At 65.6% G+C, this 20171-nt stretch carries 13 protein-coding genes and 1 tRNA gene; 9 read left to right on the top strand and 5 right to left on the bottom strand.

Annotation, left to right across the window (positions count from 1 at the left end; all coding sequences use genetic code 11):
• Positions 1-23: 23 nt before the first annotated feature.
• Complete coding sequence (gene tsaD, locus GD429_RS03220; protein ID WP_152855636.1) at positions 24-1064, bottom strand: tRNA (adenosine(37)-N6)-threonylcarbamoyltransferase complex transferase subunit TsaD; 1041 nt, start codon at positions 1062-1064, stop codon at positions 24-26.
• A 130-nt stretch (positions 1065-1194) separates the two neighbouring features.
• On the opposite strand from tsaD, the gene GD429_RS03215 reads away from it, so the two are divergent.
• The 7 genes from GD429_RS03215 (at position 1195) to GD429_RS03185 (ending at position 10873) form a co-directional block, all read left to right on the top strand.
• On the top strand, positions 1195-2415 hold the full coding sequence (locus GD429_RS03215; RefSeq protein ID WP_152855635.1) for an NAD(P)/FAD-dependent oxidoreductase: 1221 nt from the start codon (positions 1195-1197) through the stop codon (positions 2413-2415).
• Positions 2416-2521: 106 nt separating this feature from the next.
• The gene (rpsU, locus tag GD429_RS03210) at positions 2522-2734 is read left to right on the top strand and encodes a 30S ribosomal protein S21 (RefSeq protein ID WP_006479415.1); all 213 of its coding nucleotides are present in this window, start codon (positions 2522-2524) and stop codon (positions 2732-2734) included.
• A 194-nt stretch (positions 2735-2928) separates the two neighbouring features.
• Positions 2929-3375, top strand: a complete 447-nt coding sequence (locus tag GD429_RS03205) for a GatB/YqeY domain-containing protein (protein WP_152855634.1) — start codon at positions 2929-2931, stop codon at positions 3373-3375.
• A 70-nt stretch (positions 3376-3445) separates the two neighbouring features.
• Entirely contained in the window at positions 3446-5314 is a 1869-nt protein-coding gene (gene dnaG, locus GD429_RS03200) for a DNA primase (protein ID WP_258283311.1), read from the top strand.
• A gap of 88 nt (positions 5315-5402) precedes the next feature.
• Positions 5403-7820: an RNA polymerase sigma factor RpoD gene (gene rpoD, locus GD429_RS03195; protein ID WP_152855633.1), complete on the top strand. Its 2418-nt coding sequence runs from the start codon at positions 5403-5405 to the stop codon at positions 7818-7820.
• A gap of 129 nt (positions 7821-7949) precedes the next feature.
• Positions 7950-8025 (top strand) — tRNA-Ile (locus GD429_RS03190).
• Positions 8026-9322: 1297 nt separating this feature from the next.
• Positions 9323-10873, top strand: coding sequence for a phospholipase D family protein (locus GD429_RS03185; protein ID WP_152855632.1), 1551 nt, complete (start codon positions 9323-9325; stop codon positions 10871-10873).
• Between the two features lie 22 nt (positions 10874-10895).
• Here GD429_RS03185 and GD429_RS03180 read toward each other — a convergent pair whose 3' ends face one another.
• Positions 10896-12362 (bottom strand): PLP-dependent aminotransferase family protein, encoded by a 1467-nt coding sequence (locus GD429_RS03180; RefSeq protein WP_152855631.1) that lies wholly within the window; start codon positions 12360-12362, stop codon positions 10896-10898.
• 21 nt (positions 12363-12383) lie between these two features.
• Between GD429_RS03180 and GD429_RS03175 the strand changes: the two genes are divergently transcribed.
• Positions 12384-12701 (top strand): hypothetical protein, encoded by a 318-nt coding sequence (locus tag GD429_RS03175; RefSeq protein WP_152855630.1) that lies wholly within the window; start codon positions 12384-12386, stop codon positions 12699-12701.
• On the top strand, positions 12698-13354 hold the full coding sequence (locus GD429_RS03170; RefSeq protein ID WP_152855629.1) for a pyridoxamine 5'-phosphate oxidase family protein: 657 nt from the start codon (positions 12698-12700) through the stop codon (positions 13352-13354). The genes GD429_RS03175 and GD429_RS03170 overlap by 4 nt, the downstream gene beginning before the upstream one ends.
• 166 nt (positions 13355-13520) lie before the next feature.
• On the opposite strand, the gene GD429_RS03165 is transcribed toward GD429_RS03170, so the two are convergent.
• The 3 genes from GD429_RS03165 to GD429_RS03150 form a co-directional block, all read right to left on the bottom strand.
• On the bottom strand, positions 13521-15353 hold the full coding sequence (locus GD429_RS03165; protein ID WP_152855628.1) for a protease pro-enzyme activation domain-containing protein: 1833 nt from the start codon (positions 15351-15353) through the stop codon (positions 13521-13523).
• A gap of 837 nt (positions 15354-16190) precedes the next feature.
• On the bottom strand, positions 16191-18668 hold the full coding sequence (locus tag GD429_RS03155; RefSeq protein ID WP_152855627.1) for a mechanosensitive ion channel family protein: 2478 nt from the start codon (positions 18666-18668) through the stop codon (positions 16191-16193).
• Between the two features lie 423 nt (positions 18669-19091).
• On the bottom strand, positions 19092-20051 hold the full coding sequence (locus GD429_RS03150; RefSeq protein ID WP_152855626.1) for an LLM class oxidoreductase: 960 nt from the start codon (positions 20049-20051) through the stop codon (positions 19092-19094).
• Positions 20052-20171 lie beyond the last annotated feature (120 nt).

Below are 20171 nucleotides of genomic sequence, written 5' to 3'. Positions count from 1 at the left end.
AGCGTCGCGTTACGTTGCGCGGCTCAGCGTGCGAGCGACGCGAGATCCCAGCGCGGCTTCACCGTGAACGCGTAGTCGGCATTCGCCTGCTCGGGCCAGCGGCCGAGCCGCAGTGCGCCCGCGAGCGCGATCATCGCGCCGTTATCGGTGCAGAGCGCGAGATCGGGGTAGTGCACGTCGAAACCGCGCTTGGTCGCGGCGGCCGACAGCGCCTCGCGCAACTGGCGGTTCGCGCCGACTCCGCCTGCGACCACGAGGCGCTTGAGCTTCGTCTTCTTCAACGCGGCGAGCGACTTCGCGACGAGCACGTCGACGGCCGCGTCGACGAAACCGCGCGCGAGGTCGGCTTTCGCGCGTTCGAGCGCTTCGCCCGTCAGCTTCGCTGCCTCGAACTTCTTCATCTGCGTGAGCACGGCCGTCTTCAGGCCGCTGAAGCTGAAGTCGAGGTCGCCCGAATGCAGCATCGGACGCGGCAGCACGACCGCGCCCGGCGTGCCCGTTTCTGCGAGCTTCGACACTTCCGGGCCGCCCGGGTAGCCGAGGCCGATCAGTTTTGCCGTCTTGTCGAACGCTTCGCCGGCCGCGTCGTCGAGCGTTTCGCCGAGCGTCTCGTACACGCCGACGTCGGTCACGCGCATCAGTTGCGTGTGGCCGCCGGAAACCAGCAGCGCGACGAACGGGAACGGCGGCGGCTCGGCGACGAGCAGCGGCGACAGCAGGTGGCCTTCGAGATGATGGATGCCGACGGTCGGCTTGTTCCATGCGAGCGCGAGCGCATTCGCGATGCTCGCGCCGACCAGCAGCGCGCCGGCGAGGCCGGGGCCCTGCGTGAACGCGATTGCGTCGATGTCGTCGCGGCGCGTGCCGCTTTGCGCCATCACTTCCTCGAGCAACGGCAGCGCGCGGCGGATGTGGTCGCGCGACGCGAGCTCGGGCACGACGCCGCCGTATTCGCGGTGCATCGCGATCTGCGAATGGAGCGCGTGCGCGAGCAGGCCGCGCTGCGTGTCGTAGAGCGCGAGGCCGGTTTCGTCACAGGAGCTTTCGATGCCGAGAACGAGCATGGGTACGGGCAGGGCGCGCCATATCGGGCGCGCCGCGGGAAGGTCGACGTAACCGGAAAGTATAGCAGGCGAGGGCAGGCCGCCGCTGGCGGCGGCCCGGGCCCGATGCCGGGCAGGTACAATCCGCGCCATGGAAACTTATGACATCGCCGTGATCGGCGCGGGCGCTGCCGGGATGATGAGCGCCGCGGTCGCCGGACAACTCGGCCGCCGCGTCGTGCTGATCGATCACGCACCGCGGCTCGCCGAGAAAATCCGCATCTCGGGCGGCGGCCGCTGCAACTTCACGAACCTGTACGCAGGCCCCGACAACTACCTGTCGGCGAATCCACATTTCGCGCGTTCGGCGCTGGCGCGCTATACGCCGCGCGACTTCCTCGGTCTGCTTAAGCGCCATCATGTGACCTGGCACGAAAAGCACAAGGGCCAGCTCTTTTGCGACCACGGCAGCGATGCGGTCATCGACGTGCTGAAGCACGAGTGCGACGCGGGCGGCATCGCGTGGCGCCGGCCCGTCGTCGTCGACGCGGTGCGCCACGCACCGGCCGACGGCTTCACGCTCGACACGCAGCAGGCTGGGTCGATCGGTGCGCGCGCACTGATCGTGGCGACCGGCGGCCTGTCGATCCCGAAGATCGGCGCGACCGACTTCGGCTACCGGCTCGCGAAGCAGTTCGGCCACAAGCTCATCGATACACGGCCCGCGCTCGTGCCGCTCACGTTCGCGCAGCACGACTGGGAGCCGTTCGCGGCGCTCTCCGGTGTGTCGCTCGAAGTGCGCGTGTCGACCGGCGACAAGAAGCGCGGCGGCGAATTCGTCGAGGACCTGCTGCTGACCCATCGCGGCCTGTCGGGGCCCGGCATCCTGCAGATCTCGAGCTACTGGCAGCCTGGCGACCCGATCCGCGTCGACCTGCTGCCGCAGCGCGACACGGTGGCCGACCTGCTCGACGCGAAGCGCACGTCGAAGCGCCAGATCGGTTCGCTGCTCGCGGACTGGGTGCCGTCGCGCCTCGCGCACGCATGGCTCGACACGCATCGCGTCGCGGCCGATGCGCGGCTCGCGGACCTGCCCGACAAGACGCTGCGCCAGATCGGCGACGCGCTCGCCGGTTGGACGCTGACGCCGAACGGCACCGAAGGCTACAAGAAGGCCGAGGTGACGAAGGGCGGGATCGATACGCGGGAGCTGTCGTCGGCGTCGATGATGAGCGCGCGCGTGCCGGGGCTGTTCTTCGTCGGCGAGGCGGTGGACGTGACGGGCTGGCTCGGCGGCTACAACTTCCAGTGGGCGTGGGCGTCCGGCACGGCGGCCGGGCAGGCCGCCGCGGAGTATGCGCGCGGCGCCTGACGGGCCGGGCAAGCCCGGTTTTAGCGGGACCAGGCCCCGTGCCTTTGGGCAATCGCTCTGCTATACTCGGTAGTCTTTCCCTGCAATCCTTTATTCGTGTCGGATCATGACGATCATTCGCGTTAAAGAGAACGAGCCGTTCGAAGTTGCAATGCGTCGCTTCAAGCGCACGATCGAGAAGAACGGACTGTTGACCGAACTTCGTGCGCGCGAGTTTTACGAGAAGCCGACCGCGGAGCGCAAGCGCAAGAAGGCGGCTGCGGTGAAGCGTCATTACAAGCGTATCCGCAGCCAGACGCTGCCGAAGAAGCTGTACTGAACGATTGGGCGCCGCGCGGTTCGCTGGGCGGCGCACCGGCGACTCCGTGCGATCGGGTGCGATCGCGCAGCCGATCAGGCGGCGAGTCGCCGATGCCGGATTCGAGCAACCCGCTTGAGACACTGTCCCAAGCGGGTTTTTGTGTTGACGCCCGTTCGCGGGCGTCGGATTCACGTTTCCATCCCGGGTGAAAGATGAGTTTGAAAGAGCAGATCAGCGAAGACATGAAGGCCGCGATGCGCGCGAAGGAAAGCGAGCGCCTGGCGACGATTCGCCTGCTGATGGCCGCGATCAAGCAGCGCGAGGTCGATGATCGGGTCGCGCTCGACGACGCGGGCATCACGGCCGTGATCGACAAGATGATCAAGCAGCGCAAGGATTCGATCAGCCAGTTCCAGGCCGCCGGCCGCGATGATCTCGTCGCGAAGGAGCAGGCCGAGCTGACCGTGCTGGGCGGCTACATGCCCGCGCAACTGTCGGACGCCGAAGTGGCGGCCGAGATCCAGGCGGCGGTCGCGCAAACCGGCGCAGCCGGCCCGCAGGACATGGGCAAGGTAATGGGCGTGCTGAAGGGCAAGCTCGCCGGCCGTGCCGACATGACGGCCGTTTCCGCGCAGGTCAAGGCCGCGCTCACGAAGTAAAACCCGTTCCCGGCGCGCGCGGCGTTGCGTGCGCCGGGCGTCGTATTGTCTTTTTTCGCTCGATCCCACGGTGATTCCGCATTCGTTCCTGCAGGACTTGCTGAACCGCGTCGATATCGTCGACGTGGTGGGTCGGTACGTGCAGCTCAAGAAGGGCGGCGCCAACTTCATGGGGCTGTGCCCGTTCCATAACGAGAAGAGCCCGTCGTTTACCGTCAGTCCGACCAAGCAGTTCTATCACTGCTTCGGCTGCGGCGCGCACGGCACGGCGATCGGCTTCCTGATGGAGCATGCGGGGCTCACGTTCCCGGAAGCCGTGCAGGAGCTCGCGCAGTCCGTCGGGCTGACCGTGCCGCACGAGCCGTCGATGCGCGGCGGTGGGGGCGGAGGCGGCGATTATCCGGCGCCGGTGTCGAAATCCGTCGCGACCGCGCTGTCCGACGTGATGTCCGCCGCGTGCGATTACTACCGCAAGCAATTGCGCGGCGCGACCGTCGCGATCCAGTACCTGAAGAACCGGGGCCTGACCGGCGAGATCGCCGCGCGTTTCGGGCTCGGTTATGCGCCGGACGGCTGGCAGAACCTCGAAACCGCGTTTCCCGACTATCGCGACGAGTCGCTCGTCGAGTCGGGGCTCGTGATCGTCAGCGAGAAAACCGATGCACAGGGCGTCGCGCGCCGCTACGACCGGTTCCGCGAGCGGATCATGTTCCCGATCCGCAACGTGAAGGGGCAGGTGATCGGCTTCGGCGGCCGCGTGCTCGGCAGCGGCGAGCCGAAGTACCTGAACTCGCCCGAAACGCCGCTGTTCAACAAGGGCAGCGAGCTGTACGGGCTGTTCGAGGCGCGGCTGGCGATTCGCGAGCGCAAGTACGTGCTGGTCGTCGAAGGCTACATGGACGTCGTCGCGCTCGCGCAGCTCGGTTTCCCGAACGCGGTCGCGACGCTCGGCACCGCGTGCACGCCGATTCACGTGCAGAAGCTGCTGCGCCAGACCGACACGGTCATTTTCAGTTTCGACGGCGACTCGGCCGGGCGGCGTGCGGCCCGGCGCGCGCTCGAGGCGTGCCTGCCGCATGCGGCGGACAACCGCACGATCCGGTTCCTTTTTCTGCCGGCCGAGCACGATCCGGACAGCTATGTGCGCGAGTTCGGCGCGGATGCGTTCTCCGAGCAGGTCGAACGCGCGATGCCGCTGTCGCAATTTCTGTTGAACGAAGCAATTGCCGGCAAGGCGCTCGATCAGCCGGAAGGCCGCGCGAAGGCGCTGTTCGATGCGAAGCCGCTGCTGCAGGCGCTGCCCGCGAACGCGTTGCGCGCGCAGATCATGCACATGTTCGCGGACCGCCTCGATATCCCGTTCGAAGAGGTCGCGGGGCTGTCCGACGTCGACGCGCGGATCGCGGCGCCGCCGCGCCAGGCGCCCGCGCGCAGCGAGCGGCGCCGCGTGACGGACAGCGAAAAGCGTGCGTTGCGCACGCTGGTGATGCATCCGCGTATCGCGTCGCAGCTCGACGACGAACAGATTGCGACCCTGCGCGCGTTGCCGCGCATCGGCGAATTGTTCGCCGAAGTCGTCGACCATGCGCGTGCGCTGGGCGACGGCGCGGAGTTCCGGCTGCTGTCGGATGTCCTGCGGACGTCCTCGAACGGGGCGACTTACGAGGAAATCTTCCGCGAAATTCTGGACTATGATGAAAACGTCCGCGATTTGCTGTTACAGAATCCGGAAGACGAGACGGTGCCCGAGCGGCAGCGTGAACAGGAACGGATCGCGGGGGAGGAACTGCAGGCGGCGGTGCTCAAGATGCGTTACGACGCCTGCTGCGACCGGCTCGATCGGCTGGCGCGGCAATCCACCTTCACACCCGAGGAACTGGCTGAATTGACGGAATTGAACCAGCAGCGAACCGACATGAAGCGTCGGCTCGGGCTGTAGGCGGCCGGGGCGCTTAGAGAGGGCTCCCCAGCGTGCTATAATATAAGGTTTCCAGCGGTTTGTTTTCCAAGCAGAGGCGAGAATCGCGATGGCAAAGACGACAGGCGGAAAGAAAGCAACAGGCAAGGGCTCGACGGAGCCGACCAAGAAGGTCACAGCGGCCAAGTCTGCTTCTTCCACCAGGACAACGTCTTCAGCATCGTCAGCCCCGGCAGGAAAGAAAACCGCGGCCGGCACTGCTCAGGCTGCGCCGGCGCCGGCAGCCAGAACACGGGCTGCCGCCAGACCCGACTCCGGGCCGGCCAAGCCGGCGGCGAAGCGGGCAAGTGCGAAAAGCGCAAGGGACACGACTGCCGCCGCGGACGAAACGGCAGTACGTACTACTCATGCACCCACGGTTCAACCGGCTGTCGTCCAGCAGCCGCGAGTCGATATAGCCGGTACGGCGAACTCCATGACCAAAAAGCTGAACGAAGTATCCGTCGTTGACGACGCAAATCAGAGCGACGAGCAGCCCGCAGCCGCGGCTGCACCGGGCAAATCCAAGGTGCGCGATCGTCGCGCCAAGGAAAAGGCGCTGCTGAAGGAAGCGTTCGCGACGAGCACGCCGGGCACGGCCGAGGAGCTCGAAGAGCGCCGCGTGAAGCTGCGCGCGCTGATCAAGCTCGGCAAGGAGCGCGGCTTCCTTACGTACGCCGAAATCAACGACCACCTGCCGGACAACTTCACCGAGACCGAAGCCCTCGAAGGCATCATCGGCACGTTCAACGACATGGGCGTGGCGGTCTACGAGCAGGCGCCGGACGCGGAAACGCTGCTCCTGAACGACAACGCGCCGGCCGCGTCGTCGGACGATGAAGTCGAAGAGGAAGCGGAAGTCGCGCTGTCCACCGTCGATTCGGAATTCGGCCGCACGACCGATCCGGTCCGAATGTACATGCGCGAGATGGGCACGGTCGAGCTGCTCACGCGCGAAGGCGAAATCGAGATCGCGAAGCGGATCGAGGACGGCCTGCGCCACATGGTGATGGCGATTTCCGCGTGCCCGACGACGATCGCCGACATCCTCGCGATGGCCGAGCGCGTCGCGAACGAAGAGATCCGCGTCGACGAGCTCGTCGACGGCCTGCTCGATCCGAATGCTTCGGACTCCGCCGATACGGACGGCTTCTCCGCGAAGGAAGCGGAAGCCATCGAGAACGAGGACGAGGAAGCCGAGGAGGAAGAGGAAGAAGAGGAAGAGGAGGAGGATGACGGTGCCGCACAGGCATCGGCCAACGCCGCCCAGCTCGAAGCCCTCAAGCGTGCCTCGCTCGACAAGTTCTCGCAGATCAGCGAGTGGTTCGACAAGATGCGCCGCGCGTTCGAAAAGGAAGGCTACAAGTCGAAGGCCTACCTGAAGGCGCAGGAAACGATCCAGACCGAACTGATGACGATCCGCTTCACCGCGCGTACCGTCGAACGCCTGTGCGACACGCTGCGTGCGCAGGTGGACGAAGTGCGTCAGGTCGAACGTCAGATCCTGCACATCGTCGTCGACAAGTGCGGCATGCCGCGTTCGGAATTCATCGCGCGCTTCCCGGGCAGCGAGACGGATCTCGACTGGTCCGAGAAGATCATGGCCGAAGGCCATTCGTACAGCGCGGTGCTGTCGCGTAACGTTCCGGCGATCCGCGAACAGCAGCAGCGCCTGCTCGACCTGCAGGCGCGCGTCGTGCTGCCGCTGAAGGACCTGAAGGAAACCAACCGCCAGATGGCGGCCGGCGAACTGAAGGCACGCCAGGCGAAGCGCGAAATGACCGAGGCCAACCTGCGTCTCGTGATCTCGATTGCGAAGAAGTACACGAACCGCGGCCTGCAGTTCCTCGACCTGATCCAGGAAGGCAACATCGGCCTGATGAAGGCGGTGGACAAGTTCGAATACCGTCGCGGCTACAAGTTCTCGACCTATGCGACGTGGTGGATCCGTCAGGCCATCACGCGCTCGATCGCCGACCAGGCGCGCACGATCCGAATTCCGGTTCACATGATCGAGACGATCAACAAGATGAACCGCATCTCGCGGCAGATCCTGCAGGAAACCGGTCTCGAGCCGGATCCGGCAACGCTCGCCGAGAAGATGGAGATGCCGGAAGACAAGATCCGCAAGATCATGAAGATCGCGAAGGAGCCGATCTCGATGGAAACGCCGATCGGTGACGACGACGATTCCCATCTCGGCGACTTCATCGAGGACAACAACACGGTCGCGCCGGCGGATGCCGCGCTGCATGCAAGCATGCGCGACGTCGTGAAGGACGTGCTCGATTCGCTGACGCCGCGCGAGGCGAAGGTGCTGCGGATGCGTTTCGGTATCGAAATGAGCACGGACCACACGCTCGAGGAAGTCGGCAAGCAGTTCGACGTCACGCGCGAGCGGATCCGTCAGATCGAGGCCAAGGCGCTGCGCAAGCTGCGTCACCCGAGCCGTTCCGACAAGCTGAAGTCGTTCCTCGAAGGGAACTGATTTCCAGCGTCTCTCCTGCGAACGCCGCCGGCATCTGCGTGATGCCGGTGGCGTTTGTCTCCTTTGTTGTTACAATGCCGGCCCGGCTTCTTTGCCGGGGCTGCGTGTAGCACGCGTCAAATCTCATCAGGGCTTGTAGCTCAGCGGTTAGAGCAGTCGACTCATAATCGATTGGTCGCGGGTTCGAACCCCGCCGGGCCCACCAGATTTCATGCCGCGCCGTGTCGTGGCATGCTGTGCCGTTAAGCATAAAGTGGCCGGCTGGCCACCTTATGCTTTATTGCCTATCGATGGATGGCAATTTGAGAAATTTTGCCGCCCAAGTGGAAGGCAGGTGCTGACAGGTGCTCGTCCGTCCTACCCAGCAGGATCACGGCAACCGCCAAGTTCGGCGAAGAGTCGGTGATCGTGGGCACCCTCTGGCAATGCGACGAGGACCCGGTTCTCCCGTTCTTCCACGACACTCCCTAGCTTCAAGTGCTTGTACGAGGGCACGCCATCACTCTTCCGAGGGGCTTCAGCCTCCGCGACAATAAATCAGTCCATTGAGTGCCACCAGGGGACTCGGAGCGAATCTCAAGGAAAAGGTATTCCTCGCCGCGGTAGCCGTGAGCCGTGAAACCTGACGCTTGGTGACCTTTGCTGTGCTGTTGATGCCTTGAACGATTTTGATATTGAGCAGATGCCGGCAGTGAGCCGGAATTCCGTGCCGGTAACCAACAGTTCCGCGTGCTGATCGCGAGATAGCAGATCACCCAGGCTTCACCCGTGGATGCGGAGCGGTTCGTACCGATCCCGTTCATGCACGCGGTATACAGGCTGGCGTGGCGTCGTGACGGATGTCCGGCATGCTTACCCGGTACTGGCAACGGACGGCCGGCGCGGTACGAAAGCGTACAAAGTGTGCGCCGGACCGGACATGGGTCTGTTGGATCGACGCGGATCAGGATAATGAATCGCCCGGAATCGAAAGGTCGATGTGTTTCCGATGTTCACGAGTCGCGCGGATGGTCGCTTCGAGTGGATGCGCGGCGGCTACTCCTTCCTGTCGCGCGCATTGGCCCCGTACTCGCGGACACGGCTTCGCACGACGGTCGACGAATCCACGGGCCAACGGATCTCATGCCGCACCGTGTCATGGCGTGCCGAAAACCGCGATGGCCCCATGCGTCGCAGTTTTTCTTTGCGTAGGCGAGCGTCCGGACCGCATGCCGGACCGCCGTGAAACGGGGCGCACTGTGCCGCGTATGCCCGCATCGATCTCCACCCTGAACCTCAGCGCGAGCGTTTCCGCCGCGAGCGACCGCGGCAAGTCGCGCATCTTCGGAACACCGCCGCCGGGAAAACACAGGGAGGGTGCCGTCCCGACGGCAATCGAAGTATGCTGTGGCGCGGCACGGTCCGCGCGCGATGCCTGTCGGGCGCCCGGGCAGCCGTCGAGCCCCGTGGTCCATCCGGCGGCCAGAATAAACATACTTCGCCGGGGAGTGGCGACGGCAATCATGATCATGCTGCGTTCGTGGGGTGCGATTCTTTCGTTGCTGGCGCTCGTCGCGTGCGCCAGCCTGCCGCCGCAGGCCGACCGCGCGTCGACGCATGCGTTCACCGACACGGAAAACACGCGGCTGGGCGTTGCGTTCCGCCAGCAGGCCGGCATGCATACGGGGCAGGACGCGTTTCATCTGCTGACCGATCCGGTCGATGCGCTGGATGCGCGTGTGCTGCTTGCGGACCGCGCGGACCGGTCGCTGGACCTTCAGTACTACATCTGGCACGACGACCTGACCGGGCACGAGTTGGCCGACGCGATCATTCGTGCGGCCGATCGCGGCGTGCGCGTGCGCGCGCTGCTCGACGATCTCGGCACGAACGCGGACGACCGCAAGCTGCTCGAGATCAGCTCGCACCCGAACATCGAGATTCGGCTATTCAACCCGGTCGCCACGCGCCGGTTCAAGAAGATCGGCACGGTGTTCGAGTTCTCGCGCGTCAACCGGCGCATGCACAACAAGGCGATGATCGCGGACAACCAGGCGGCGATCGTCGGCGGCCGCAATATCGGCGACGAATACTTCGGCGCATCGTCGATGCTGGAATTCGGCGATCTCGATGTCGTCGTCCACGGTCCGGTCGTGAAGGACATCTCGACGGAATTCGATACGTTCTGGAATTCACCGTATGCGTATCCGATCGACGCGCTGGTCGGGCACGACGCGGCGCCGGGCGGGCTGGACCGCGAGCGTGAGCGGCTGCGCGACTACCTGAGGGCGATGGAGGACAATCCTTACGTGCTCGAAGCGAGGCAACGGCTCGACCGGATCGTTCATGGGCAGGGCGCGGAACTGTCGTGGGGGCGCGCGACGGTACTGTACGACGACCCGTCGAAGATCGCGCATTCGCCGAAGGACAACGACGGGCATCTGATGCCGCAGTTGCGCGCGCTCGCATTGCAGCCCGAACATGACCTGCTGATCGTGTCGCCGTATTTCGTGCCGGGCAAGGCCGTCGTCGAGCGGCTGCGCGCGCTCTCGGCGAGCGGCGTGCGCGTGACGGTGCTGACCAATTCGCTCGCGTCGACCGACGTGGCGGCCGTGCATGCCGGCTACCGGCGCTACCGAAGCGACCTCGTGGCGGCCGGCGTGCGGCTTTACGAGCGGCGGCCGTCGGGAGACAAGAGCATTTCGAAGCAGGTCATCATCGGGTCGTCGCGTGCGTCGCTGCATGCGAAGACCTACGTGTTCGATCACAAGAGCATTTTCATCGGGTCGATGAACCTCGATCCGCGCTCGCTGAACCTCAATACGGAGATCGGTGTTTACTGCGAGAGTCCGGCGATTGCGTCGCAGGTTGCAAACGATCTGGAATCGCGACTCGACCGGATCGCATGGCGCGTCGAGCCGAGGACCGACCCGGCGGGGAAAGGGCAGCTCAAGTGGGTTCAGACCGATTCGGACGGGAAGGTCACCGAGCTCGATCACGAACCGGAAGTTTCGGCCGCGCGCCGGATGGAAGTCTGGTTTCTGGGGCTGTTTCCGATCGAATCGCAACTGTGAGCGACGATGCGTCGCGCTGCGCTCAGCACCGCGTGCGGCCGTGCTTTTCGATGACGTCCGCGAGCTGGATCGTCGCTGTCTCGATCGTCGCGTCGGTCAGCCCGGAATACCCGAGCACGAAGCCGTTGTACCGGCGGCCGTCGCCGACGGCGTAGCTGCTCAGCGGCTGAAGCAGCAAGCCATGCGCGGATGCGGCGCGCGCGACTTCGGTGTCGTGCAGCGGTAGCGCGAGATCCGCCGAAAGATGCATGCCGCCGGGGCTTTCCCGAACGCTCAACGCGGTGCCGACGTGGCGCGCAAGCGCGCCTTCGAGGCTGCTGCGCCGCTCGGCGTATAGCGCCCGCATCCGGCGCAGGTGCCGCGCAAAGAGGCCGGTGTCGATGAATTCGGCCATCGCCAGTTGATCGGCCGAATGGCCGCGATGGACGAGTTCGCGCAGCGTTCGGGTGAAGCGGTCGACCAGGACCGGCGGCACCACCATGAAGCCGAGCCTGAGGGCAGGAAACATCGTCTTGCTGAACGTGCCGAGATAGCAGACCGGCGCGTCGCCATGGAGGCCCTGGATCGCCGGGAGCGGCTGGCCGCCATGGCGGAACTCGCTGTCGTAATCGTCCTCGATGATCCACGCACCGCAGGCACGCGCATGCTCGACCAGCGCCGCGCGTCGCCGCGGGCTCATCAGCGCGCCGAGCGGGTATTGGTGCGACGGCGTCGTATAGATCAGCCGGGGCGGGTGGGCGCGCCACTGTTCGTCGGTCGGCGCCATGCCTTCGTGGTCGACCTCGATCGGCACGATATTCAGGCCGGTCGAGCGGAATGCCGCGCGGGCGCCCTTATAGCAGGGGTTTTCGAGCCAGCCGAATTCGCCGGGATTCGCGAGCATGCGCGCACACAACTCGAGGCTGCTCTGCGTGCCGTCGGTGATGAATACCTGGCCGGTCTCGCAGCGCACGCCTCGCGAAACCCGGATATAGGCGGCCACGGCGCGCCGCAATTCGGGCAGCCCTTCGACCGGGCCATATGCGAGCTGGGCGGGCTTGACGGCTTTCCATGCGTGCTCGATGCAACGGCGCCACTGGGCGACGGGGAATTCGTCGAGCGAAGGAAGGCCGGGGACGAACGGCAGCATGCGTTCGGGCTCGGGATCGGCGTTCTCCAGGCCGTGCACGCGCTCGGACAGGTGAACCGGGGCCGGGCCGTCGTCGGTCCCGGCGCTCGAACGGCCGCATCCGTCCCACAGCGTGATCGTGCCGTTGCGCGTGGCCGCCACGAAGCCTTCTTCGGCAAGACGCTCGTACGCATAGACCACGGAATTGCGTGCGATGCCCAGCTCCGCCGCGAGCACGCGCGTCGACACGAGCCGCGTGCCGGGCGGAACGTGCCCGTCCAGCAGCATGTTGCGCAGGCTCCGGTACAGGGCTTCCTGCTGGCTGTGTCTTGTTGTACCGTCCTGCCCGGAAAGCGAGGAGATGAGCAGCGCGAGGTCCATGGGCTGGTTCCAGATTTTTCCTTGGGCTGGTTCTTTTTAAGAATCAGCGCACGTCGTATTGTTCACGTTCTCGCGGTGCAGGCCCGTGCCGGACGATTCGCGGCGGATGGCCGGTACCCGGGCGATCGTTGCAGCCGCGTATTTTCAACGATTTGGCGCGCGACTGTCGATGAGTCGATCGACCCGTCGTTCACGCACGGATGCTGCACGATTCCGATTCCATTCATTTCGCAGTGCATAGATGTTTTCGATCGAATGCGACGTGTTGTCGAAACGCGGCCGATCGATGTGCGCAAGGCTGCGTGCAAGGCTGCGCACGAACAGGAAAACGAAACATGAAAGACCAGACCCTCGTCTCTCCCACATCCCGTACCACCATTCGCCGCCTGCCCGAACTGGCGAATCACGATCGCACGATGCTCTACCGCATCGTGGACGATGCGTACGTCTGTCACATCGCGTTCGGCGACGGACAGGATACGCACTGCATCCCGACCGCACACTGGAGACGGGGCGACGATCTCTATATCCACGGGTCGAACGGAAGCCGGATGATCAAGGCACTGTCTGCGGGCACGCAGGCTTCCGTGGCGATTACGCTGCTGGATGGTCTCGTGTTGGCCAGGTCGGCCTTCAGTCATTCGATGAATTATCGATCGGCGGTGATCTACGGGCAGTTCGACGCAGTGGAAGGAAGCGCGGAAAAGCTCGCGGCGCTGGATGCCTTCATGGACAAGATCGCCGCGGGCCGCAAGCATGAAGCGCGACCGGGCAATTCGAAGGAAATCAACGCAACCAGCGTGCTGCGGATTTCTCTTGCGGAGGCGGCGGTGAAAGTCAGCGATTCGCTGCCGTTCGACAAGGAGGAAGACCTCTCGCTCGCTGTGTGGGCGGGGGTTCTGCCACTGAAGACGAAGCGTGGTACACCGGTTCATGCCGATGGCAACGACGGCGTGCCCGTGCCGGACTACGTCCTGAACTGGGCCGATTGAGTTTGGCGGCACGACCGGGAGGCTTCGAAGAATACGGCGGCGCGCGCCGTACGCGAATGCAGAAAACCCGCGAGGGCTTCGCAGCCTTCGCGGGTTCTTTACGCAGTTGCACGCGGTTCCGGGCGCGCGAAACGGCACACCCGGAACCGCGTCGGTCATCGGCCCATCAGCGCGCGAAATCCGACGTGCTCTGGATGAACGCATTCAGCTTCGAGATATTCACGCTGCCGAAGCCCGTCGTCGCGTCCCAGCCGGCCTTCGCCTTGTAGCCGTAGGTGCCGCTGCCGTTGTTGCCGGACGTGACGTCGTGCAGCAGCGCCGCGTTGGACGGGAAGTACTTGTAGATGCTCGACGCGGGGAACCCGAGAGCATTGTTGTTTGCCGACTGCAGCCGCGCCCAGATGCCCGTGAAGATCGGCGCGGCGAGGCTCGTGCCGCCTTCGTTGTTCAGGTAGCCCGAGCCCCACAGCGTGTCGGACGTCTGGCCGTTCACCACCAGAATCGCGCCGGTGCGCAGGTCGGCGTCGAAACCGACGTCCGGCAGTGCGCGCTTGGTCGATCCGGTGAGGCTCGACGATTGCCACGACGGCGCGGCCTCGTACTTGCTGTATCCGCCGCCTGTCGACCACACGGTGCCCGGCTGCCAGCTCGGATCGTTCCAGACGATCTCGCTGTTGTATGCGTTGGTCGACGTGCTGGTGAACAGCGTCGTGCCGCCCACGGCGATCACGTACGGCGACGTCGCCGGTTCGCTCACCGTGTAGGTCGAGCGCGACGGCGCGCCGCTCGCGCATTCGTACGCGCCATGGTCGCCCGCGGAGACGGAGAAGGTCTGCCCCTGCGCGACCGCCTGCTTGAAGATGGTTTCGTCGGTCGCCTGCGAGCCGGTGCTGTTTGCGGACGATTCGCACACGCCGAGCGACACGTTGATCACCTTCGCGACGTTGTCGGTCACCGCCTTGTTGTACGCGGCCGTGATTGCCGTCAGTGTCATCGACGGCGCCGCGTAGAACACGACCTGCTTCACGCTGCCGCCGGCCGCACCGACGATCGACTGGCTGTCGAGGTTCCACTCGACGGTGCCGGACGTATCGGTGTACGAACTGCCGGCCGGACCGGTCGGCACGATGCTGCTGCCGATCGTGCCGAGGCCGTTGTTCGCGGCGAACGTATTGAGGTCGCTCACCGTCTGCGACAGGTCGCCTTCGGAGATGATGCCGACCGTGGTTTGCGAGGCCGTCGGCGTGCCGTCACCGCCGTAGATCGACGAGAATTCGGTCGGGTTGTGCGGCACCGCCGACGCGCCGGCCGGGATCGTCAGGTTGCTGGTGTTGCCTTGCGGCTTGCTGCCCGCGCCGGTATGCATCAGCTCGACGTTCTGCAGGCCGAGCACGGCGCCCACGATGCCGCCGATGGCGTTCGGCACTTGCGCGGCGTCGGTATTCGCATAGACGCTGCGGCCGTTGCGCGTGAAGCGCTTGAGCGTCGTGCGGAACGCCGACTTGATGGTCGCCGCGGTGCCGGACGCGGACACCAGCAGCCGGTTCGGTGCGACCACGATGTTCACGAAACCTTCCTTGCGCAGGTGCGCGACGACGGACGCGACCTGCTGGTCGGTCGGCGCGTATTGCGCGGCGAACTGCGCCGGTGTGAGGAACTGCCGGTAGTGCGGCGAGCCGGGCGTATGCAGGTCGCGCAGGTACTGGTCGAGTTGCACCTCGTTGCGCAGGTTCAGCCCGAGCACGATGTCCACCGATTCGCCGGGCGCCAGTTCGATTGCCGCGGCCGCGGCGGCAGCCGTGCTGGCGGCAGGCGCGCCGGCCACGCCGGCTTCGCTCTGCTGCACGAGCGGCAGGAATCCCTTGGTGCGCGTTTCCGTCCAGCCCGCCGCCGGCGCGGCGTGGACGGTCGCCATGCCGAACGAAGCGGCCGCGGCGGCGGCGAATGCGAGCTTGACGATGCGAACGTGTTTTTGTTTCTTGTTTGCAACCTGATTCATTTGAGTTACCCCTCCGGTTGAACATCGAACGGCACGAACAACAACGGTCGACAGCGGTGCGGATCGTGCACCGCCGCTTTCTGTCGCGCTCTGCGGTTGGCGCGGACGCGACAGGGCCTTTCGCCCGATCCGGAAAGATGGTTTCTCTCCGGGGGCGAAATACGAAAAACGCGGTAGCGAAAGGGCTGCGCCGCGATGCGGGGCAGCCGCGCGGACATGGCGCGGGCGGGATTGCTAGAGCAACAGCTTCGTTGTCCTGCTCATTTTGTTCGATCCTTCGGCCCGCTGCCGGATGGCAGCCGTCCAATGAGATGCATCGGGGTATCGCATGCGCCGGTGCGCGAACGACACATCCGGCGGCGAGCACTACGGTGCGACGGAAGCGAAAAAACGTGGAGCGGAATCGATTGCGTGATCGGCAATTCGTCGGATTGCTTGAATCGGACGGTATCAAGAACGAAAGCCGAGTGTCAAACTTTTTCTGATTATATGAAACAAAATTAAATCGAATAAGGTGCAATGTTTTTGAAAAGATCGGCGGCGTTTTGTAATTTTCGAAGCCGGCCGTGAAGGTAATGCCGAAGGCGGTTCGCCGATCATTTCTGATTCATGGGGTAATTGTGTAATTGACCGACCGCTATCGAGGAAGCACTCGAATTGCCGGCGCGTGCCGGCGAATGTCGAATTCGAGAGCGGCGTGCCGGATGCGCGCGCCGTTGCATGTCGCGACGGGCGCGTCGGTCGTCAGGCCGACGACGTATTCCATCCGCGAAATGCTTCGCGCACCGAATCGACAGCGCTTTCGATTTCGCGATCGAGCGCCGTTGGCCGCGCCGGTCAGTTCGGCTTGCGCTCCGGTTGGCCGGGCGACGGCGGCCGGGCCGCCGTTTCCGTGGCGTTGCCGTTGCGGGTGTTGCCGCCGCTTTCGTCCTCGCTTGCGCCGTTGCCTTCCGGCCGCGATCCATCCGCGTACGCGACGAGGCTGCGTTGCGGATTGGCGATCCGGATGCCGCGTTCGCGGAACGTCTCAGCGATCCGCCGGTTGAATTCACGCTGCACGCTCCAGCGCGTCGAGTCCGTGCACTGCATCTGTCCCGCGAGCGCAAGTGCCGCGCCGTCGACCTGGTCGATGCCCCAGTAGCTGAAGTCCGACAGGATGCCGTCGTGGTACTTCGGATCGTCGCGCAAGGCGGCGCCGATCTCCTTCAGCGTCGCGATTGCGCGATCGATGTCCTCGCCGTAGGCGATGCTGACCTTGACGGCCGCGTTGCCGAGCCCGCGATTCGTGTTGTTGACGGTCGTCACCGAACTGAACGGAATCGTGTACAGCGACCCGTCGCCCGCGCGCAGCCGCACCGTGCGGATCGACAGGTATTCGACCGTGCCCGATACGCCGGCGAGCGTGACCCAGTCGCCGACCTGCATCGCGTTTTCCATCAGCAGGAAGATCCCGGTGATGAAATCCTGCACGAGCTTCTGCGAACCGAAGCCGAGCGCGACGCCGAAGATGCTGGCGCCGGCCAGCAGCGGGCCGATGTTCACGCCGAGCTCGCTGAGGCCCGTCAGCACGACGACGAGCGCGATCATCACGAACAGCAGCGAGCGCAGCATCGGCAGCAGCGTGCGCAACCGCGCCGCGCGCACGAGATTGCCTTCGCGGGTCCAGCGCTGCAGGCGGCGCTCGATCGCGATGTTCGCGGCTTCCCATACGACGAGCGCGACGATGGCCGCGATCGCGATCGTCACCAGCGCCGACGCGAGCCGGTGGCCGATCGTGCCGGTTTCGAACGCGCGGAAGATCGGTACGCCCCAGATCTGCAGCAACAGCACGACGGTCACGATGCCGATCGCGCCCGATACGATCCGGCGCAGCAGCGGGTAGTAGCGGTACGCATGCAGATGGACGAGCGTGCGGTCTTCGTCGCGGCGCTGGAACAGCCGCGCGAGCGCGCCGAACGCGACGATCGACACCATCCGCATGCCGATCATCACGGCGATCGAGCGGCCGCCGAGCGTGATCAGCACGCGGTAGCCGTTGTGGACGTCGAGCGCCCACACGAACCACAGCGCCATCACGATGAACACCGAGACGGGCGCCCAGGCGTCCGCGAGCGCGTTGCCGACCACCGCGAAGGTCGGCCGGTCCGCGCCGGCCGCGCGGATCCGCGCGGCGACCGGCCGGCGGCACTGCAGGATCAGCGCCGAGATCATCACGTGCCCGACGAGCGCGACCGCTTTCAGCAGCGCGACGTGACCGGCCTCGCTGAGCCCGAAGTTCGCGGCGATCTCGACCACGGCCGTGCTGACACCGACCACGACCACGATCCGCACGATCGAGCGTTGCGCGAAGTCGGCCCATGCGTCGCTGATGTGAAGCAGCCGCAATTGCCGCGCATCGGGCTGGAAGAACAGCCGGCTGACGATCGTGACGAGCCGGCAGATCACGTAGATGTCGATCAGCGATTCGAGCGAGGATTCGATCGGCGTGCCTGCGTTGCCGATCATCGACATCGTCAGGCTCGCGACGCCGACGAACACGAGCAGCGGCACCGCGCGCAGCGCGAGGCTGACGAGCGCGCGCGGCATCCGGTGCAGCAGCGTGGTGTGGCGCCGCGCGTCGATGGGCCCTTGCGGTGACGCGGGTGCGGCGTTGGATGCGTCGGTAGTGTCAGATGCGTCAGGGGGGGCTGGCGGGTCTGATGAATCCGGTGGCGGCGCGTTGTCGTAGTCGGGCGCGGTGCTGCGCGACGAGTCGGCGCGCCGTGCGGCCAGCGCGGCCAGCGCGCGCCGCAGCAGCCGCTTCGCGAACCATTCGAACAGGAACGCGGGCACGAGCACGGCGATGATGATCCAGATCGCGCGCGCGAGATCCGCGCGCTCGTCGGCGCGCACCAGCTTGTCATGCCACCAGCTTCCGACCGAGCCGACGTCGAGCAGCGAGCGCAGCGATTCCTTCAGCGCGCTGCCGATTTCGGCGGTCCAGTGCGCTCCCTGGCGGACGAGCATCGACGCGAGCCCGTTCGACGTGAGGGCCGTCGGGGCCGCGGCAGCCGACGCGCCGCTGGCCGCGGCCGCTTCGCTTGCGGCGACCGCGGGCGCGCTCAATGCGCCGACGGCCGCGATCGCACGCAGCGTCGTTTCGACCTGCGCACGCTGGCGCGGGTTTTCGAGCACGTCGAGTGCCTGCTGCGCTTGTTGCGGCGTCAGCGCGGGCGCGGTGCCGGAGGCGGCCGACGCGGCGGCCGGTGCGGGAGCGGCCGCGTGCGCGGCCGAGACGGCGGCGGCAAGCAGGCAGCCGAGAAGAAGTTGTCGCATGAGTAGGCATGCGGGCGCGCATCGGCGCACGGCCCGCCGGGCTGAACGATGGACGGAAGTTAACATGATCGCGATCGGAACCGAATAGTTCCATCGACGAATATTCGAATCTGGCATATCTGAAGTGGCGTGGGCGTTTGCGGCTTGTATTTGCGTCGCATCGAGATCTTGTCGGCCGGGCGTTCGGACGGGCAAGCGTCCGACACGAGACTGTGGACAGTCCGATATGTGGACACATCGTTCTCGTCGGATCGTAAGCGCCCTGTAACGCGTGGCTGTTGGGGGCCCGGTGTGCAGATGTGAACCGGGAACGGTTGTTGAACGCAAACGGCGTATCGTCAGGCGAGCGCTCGACCGATCATGAAAGAAGGACCATCATCGCAACGCACACGTCGCATGTGATGGATTCGTATTCCTGACGAATCATGCCCGCCCGTCGTGAAAAACCGGCAGTACATGCTCGGCGAGTTCTTCGATGACCTCGCGCACGGGACGGTCCGATCCCGGATTCAGCGTGACGTGATGCGCGCCCGCCGCGCGCATGTCCTGCAGGATGTCGACCAATGCGCGGCGCCCGGCGGCATAACCGAGCGTCAGCGCGGTGGCCGGCGCATCGGGGTGCGCGGCGAGGTCGAGCCGCATCGACACGCCGAACGCGCGAAAGGCCGGCGACGCGAGCCGCTCGACTGCCGCGCGCCACATCGAATAGCGGGCGCGCTGCGTGCCCGGGTCGCGGTGGTACGTCATCCAGCCGATCGAGTGCCGCGCGATCCAGTCGACGCTCTGTCCGCCCGAGCCGACCGCGAGCATCGGCACTGCGTCTTCGCCGCGTGGCAGCAACATGAATTCGGTGGCGTCGGGCGGCGTTTCGTCGGGCAGCACGCGCGACAGTACGCCGAGCGCGGCCGCGACGACTTCCCAGTGTTTGCGATAGCGGTCGCGCCGCGTTTCCGCAGCGACGCCGAACGCCGCGTATTCAGGCGGCCGGTCGCCGGAACCGAGCCCGAGGATGAAGCGTCCGCCCGACAGCGTCGCAACCGACAGCGCGCCTTTCGCGATATGCAGCGGATGTCGCAGCGGCAGCACGATCGCGCCGCTGGCGAGCGCGATCCGGCGCGTACGCGACGCCAGCGCACCGAGCAGCACCCACGGGTCGAGGTGGCCGACAGGATCGGGATAGTCGGCGCTGTTCAGCGGCACGTCGCGAATCCACAGCGCGCGAAAGCCGAGCGTATCGGCAAGCGCCGCGAGTTCGAGCTGTTCGTTGAAGTCGGCGACGATATTGCCGCTGCGAAGCAGCGGCAGCGTGAGGCCGATCGACAACTGCCCGGCCGCAAAGACGCGGTGTGCGACGTCGGCGCGGGCGAGGGCTGGCGTGGTCATGTCGAATTCCTGGAGACGGTGCAGGGCGAACAACGATCGGCGGTTCGTGCGAGCGCGGCGTTCCGTGTCCGAATGCTAACGTGTTTGCGCCAGGCCGGAGCGGGGCGGCTCGCGCCAATC

Origin of the sequence: Burkholderia sp. BE17 (assembly GCF_009362305.1) — a bacterium.
GTDB classification, from domain to species: Bacteria; Pseudomonadota; Gammaproteobacteria; order Burkholderiales; family Burkholderiaceae; genus Burkholderia; species Burkholderia pyrrocinia_C.
The sequence above is the reverse complement of the archived record's forward strand: the minus strand, read 5'-3'. Positions and strand labels throughout refer to the sequence as shown.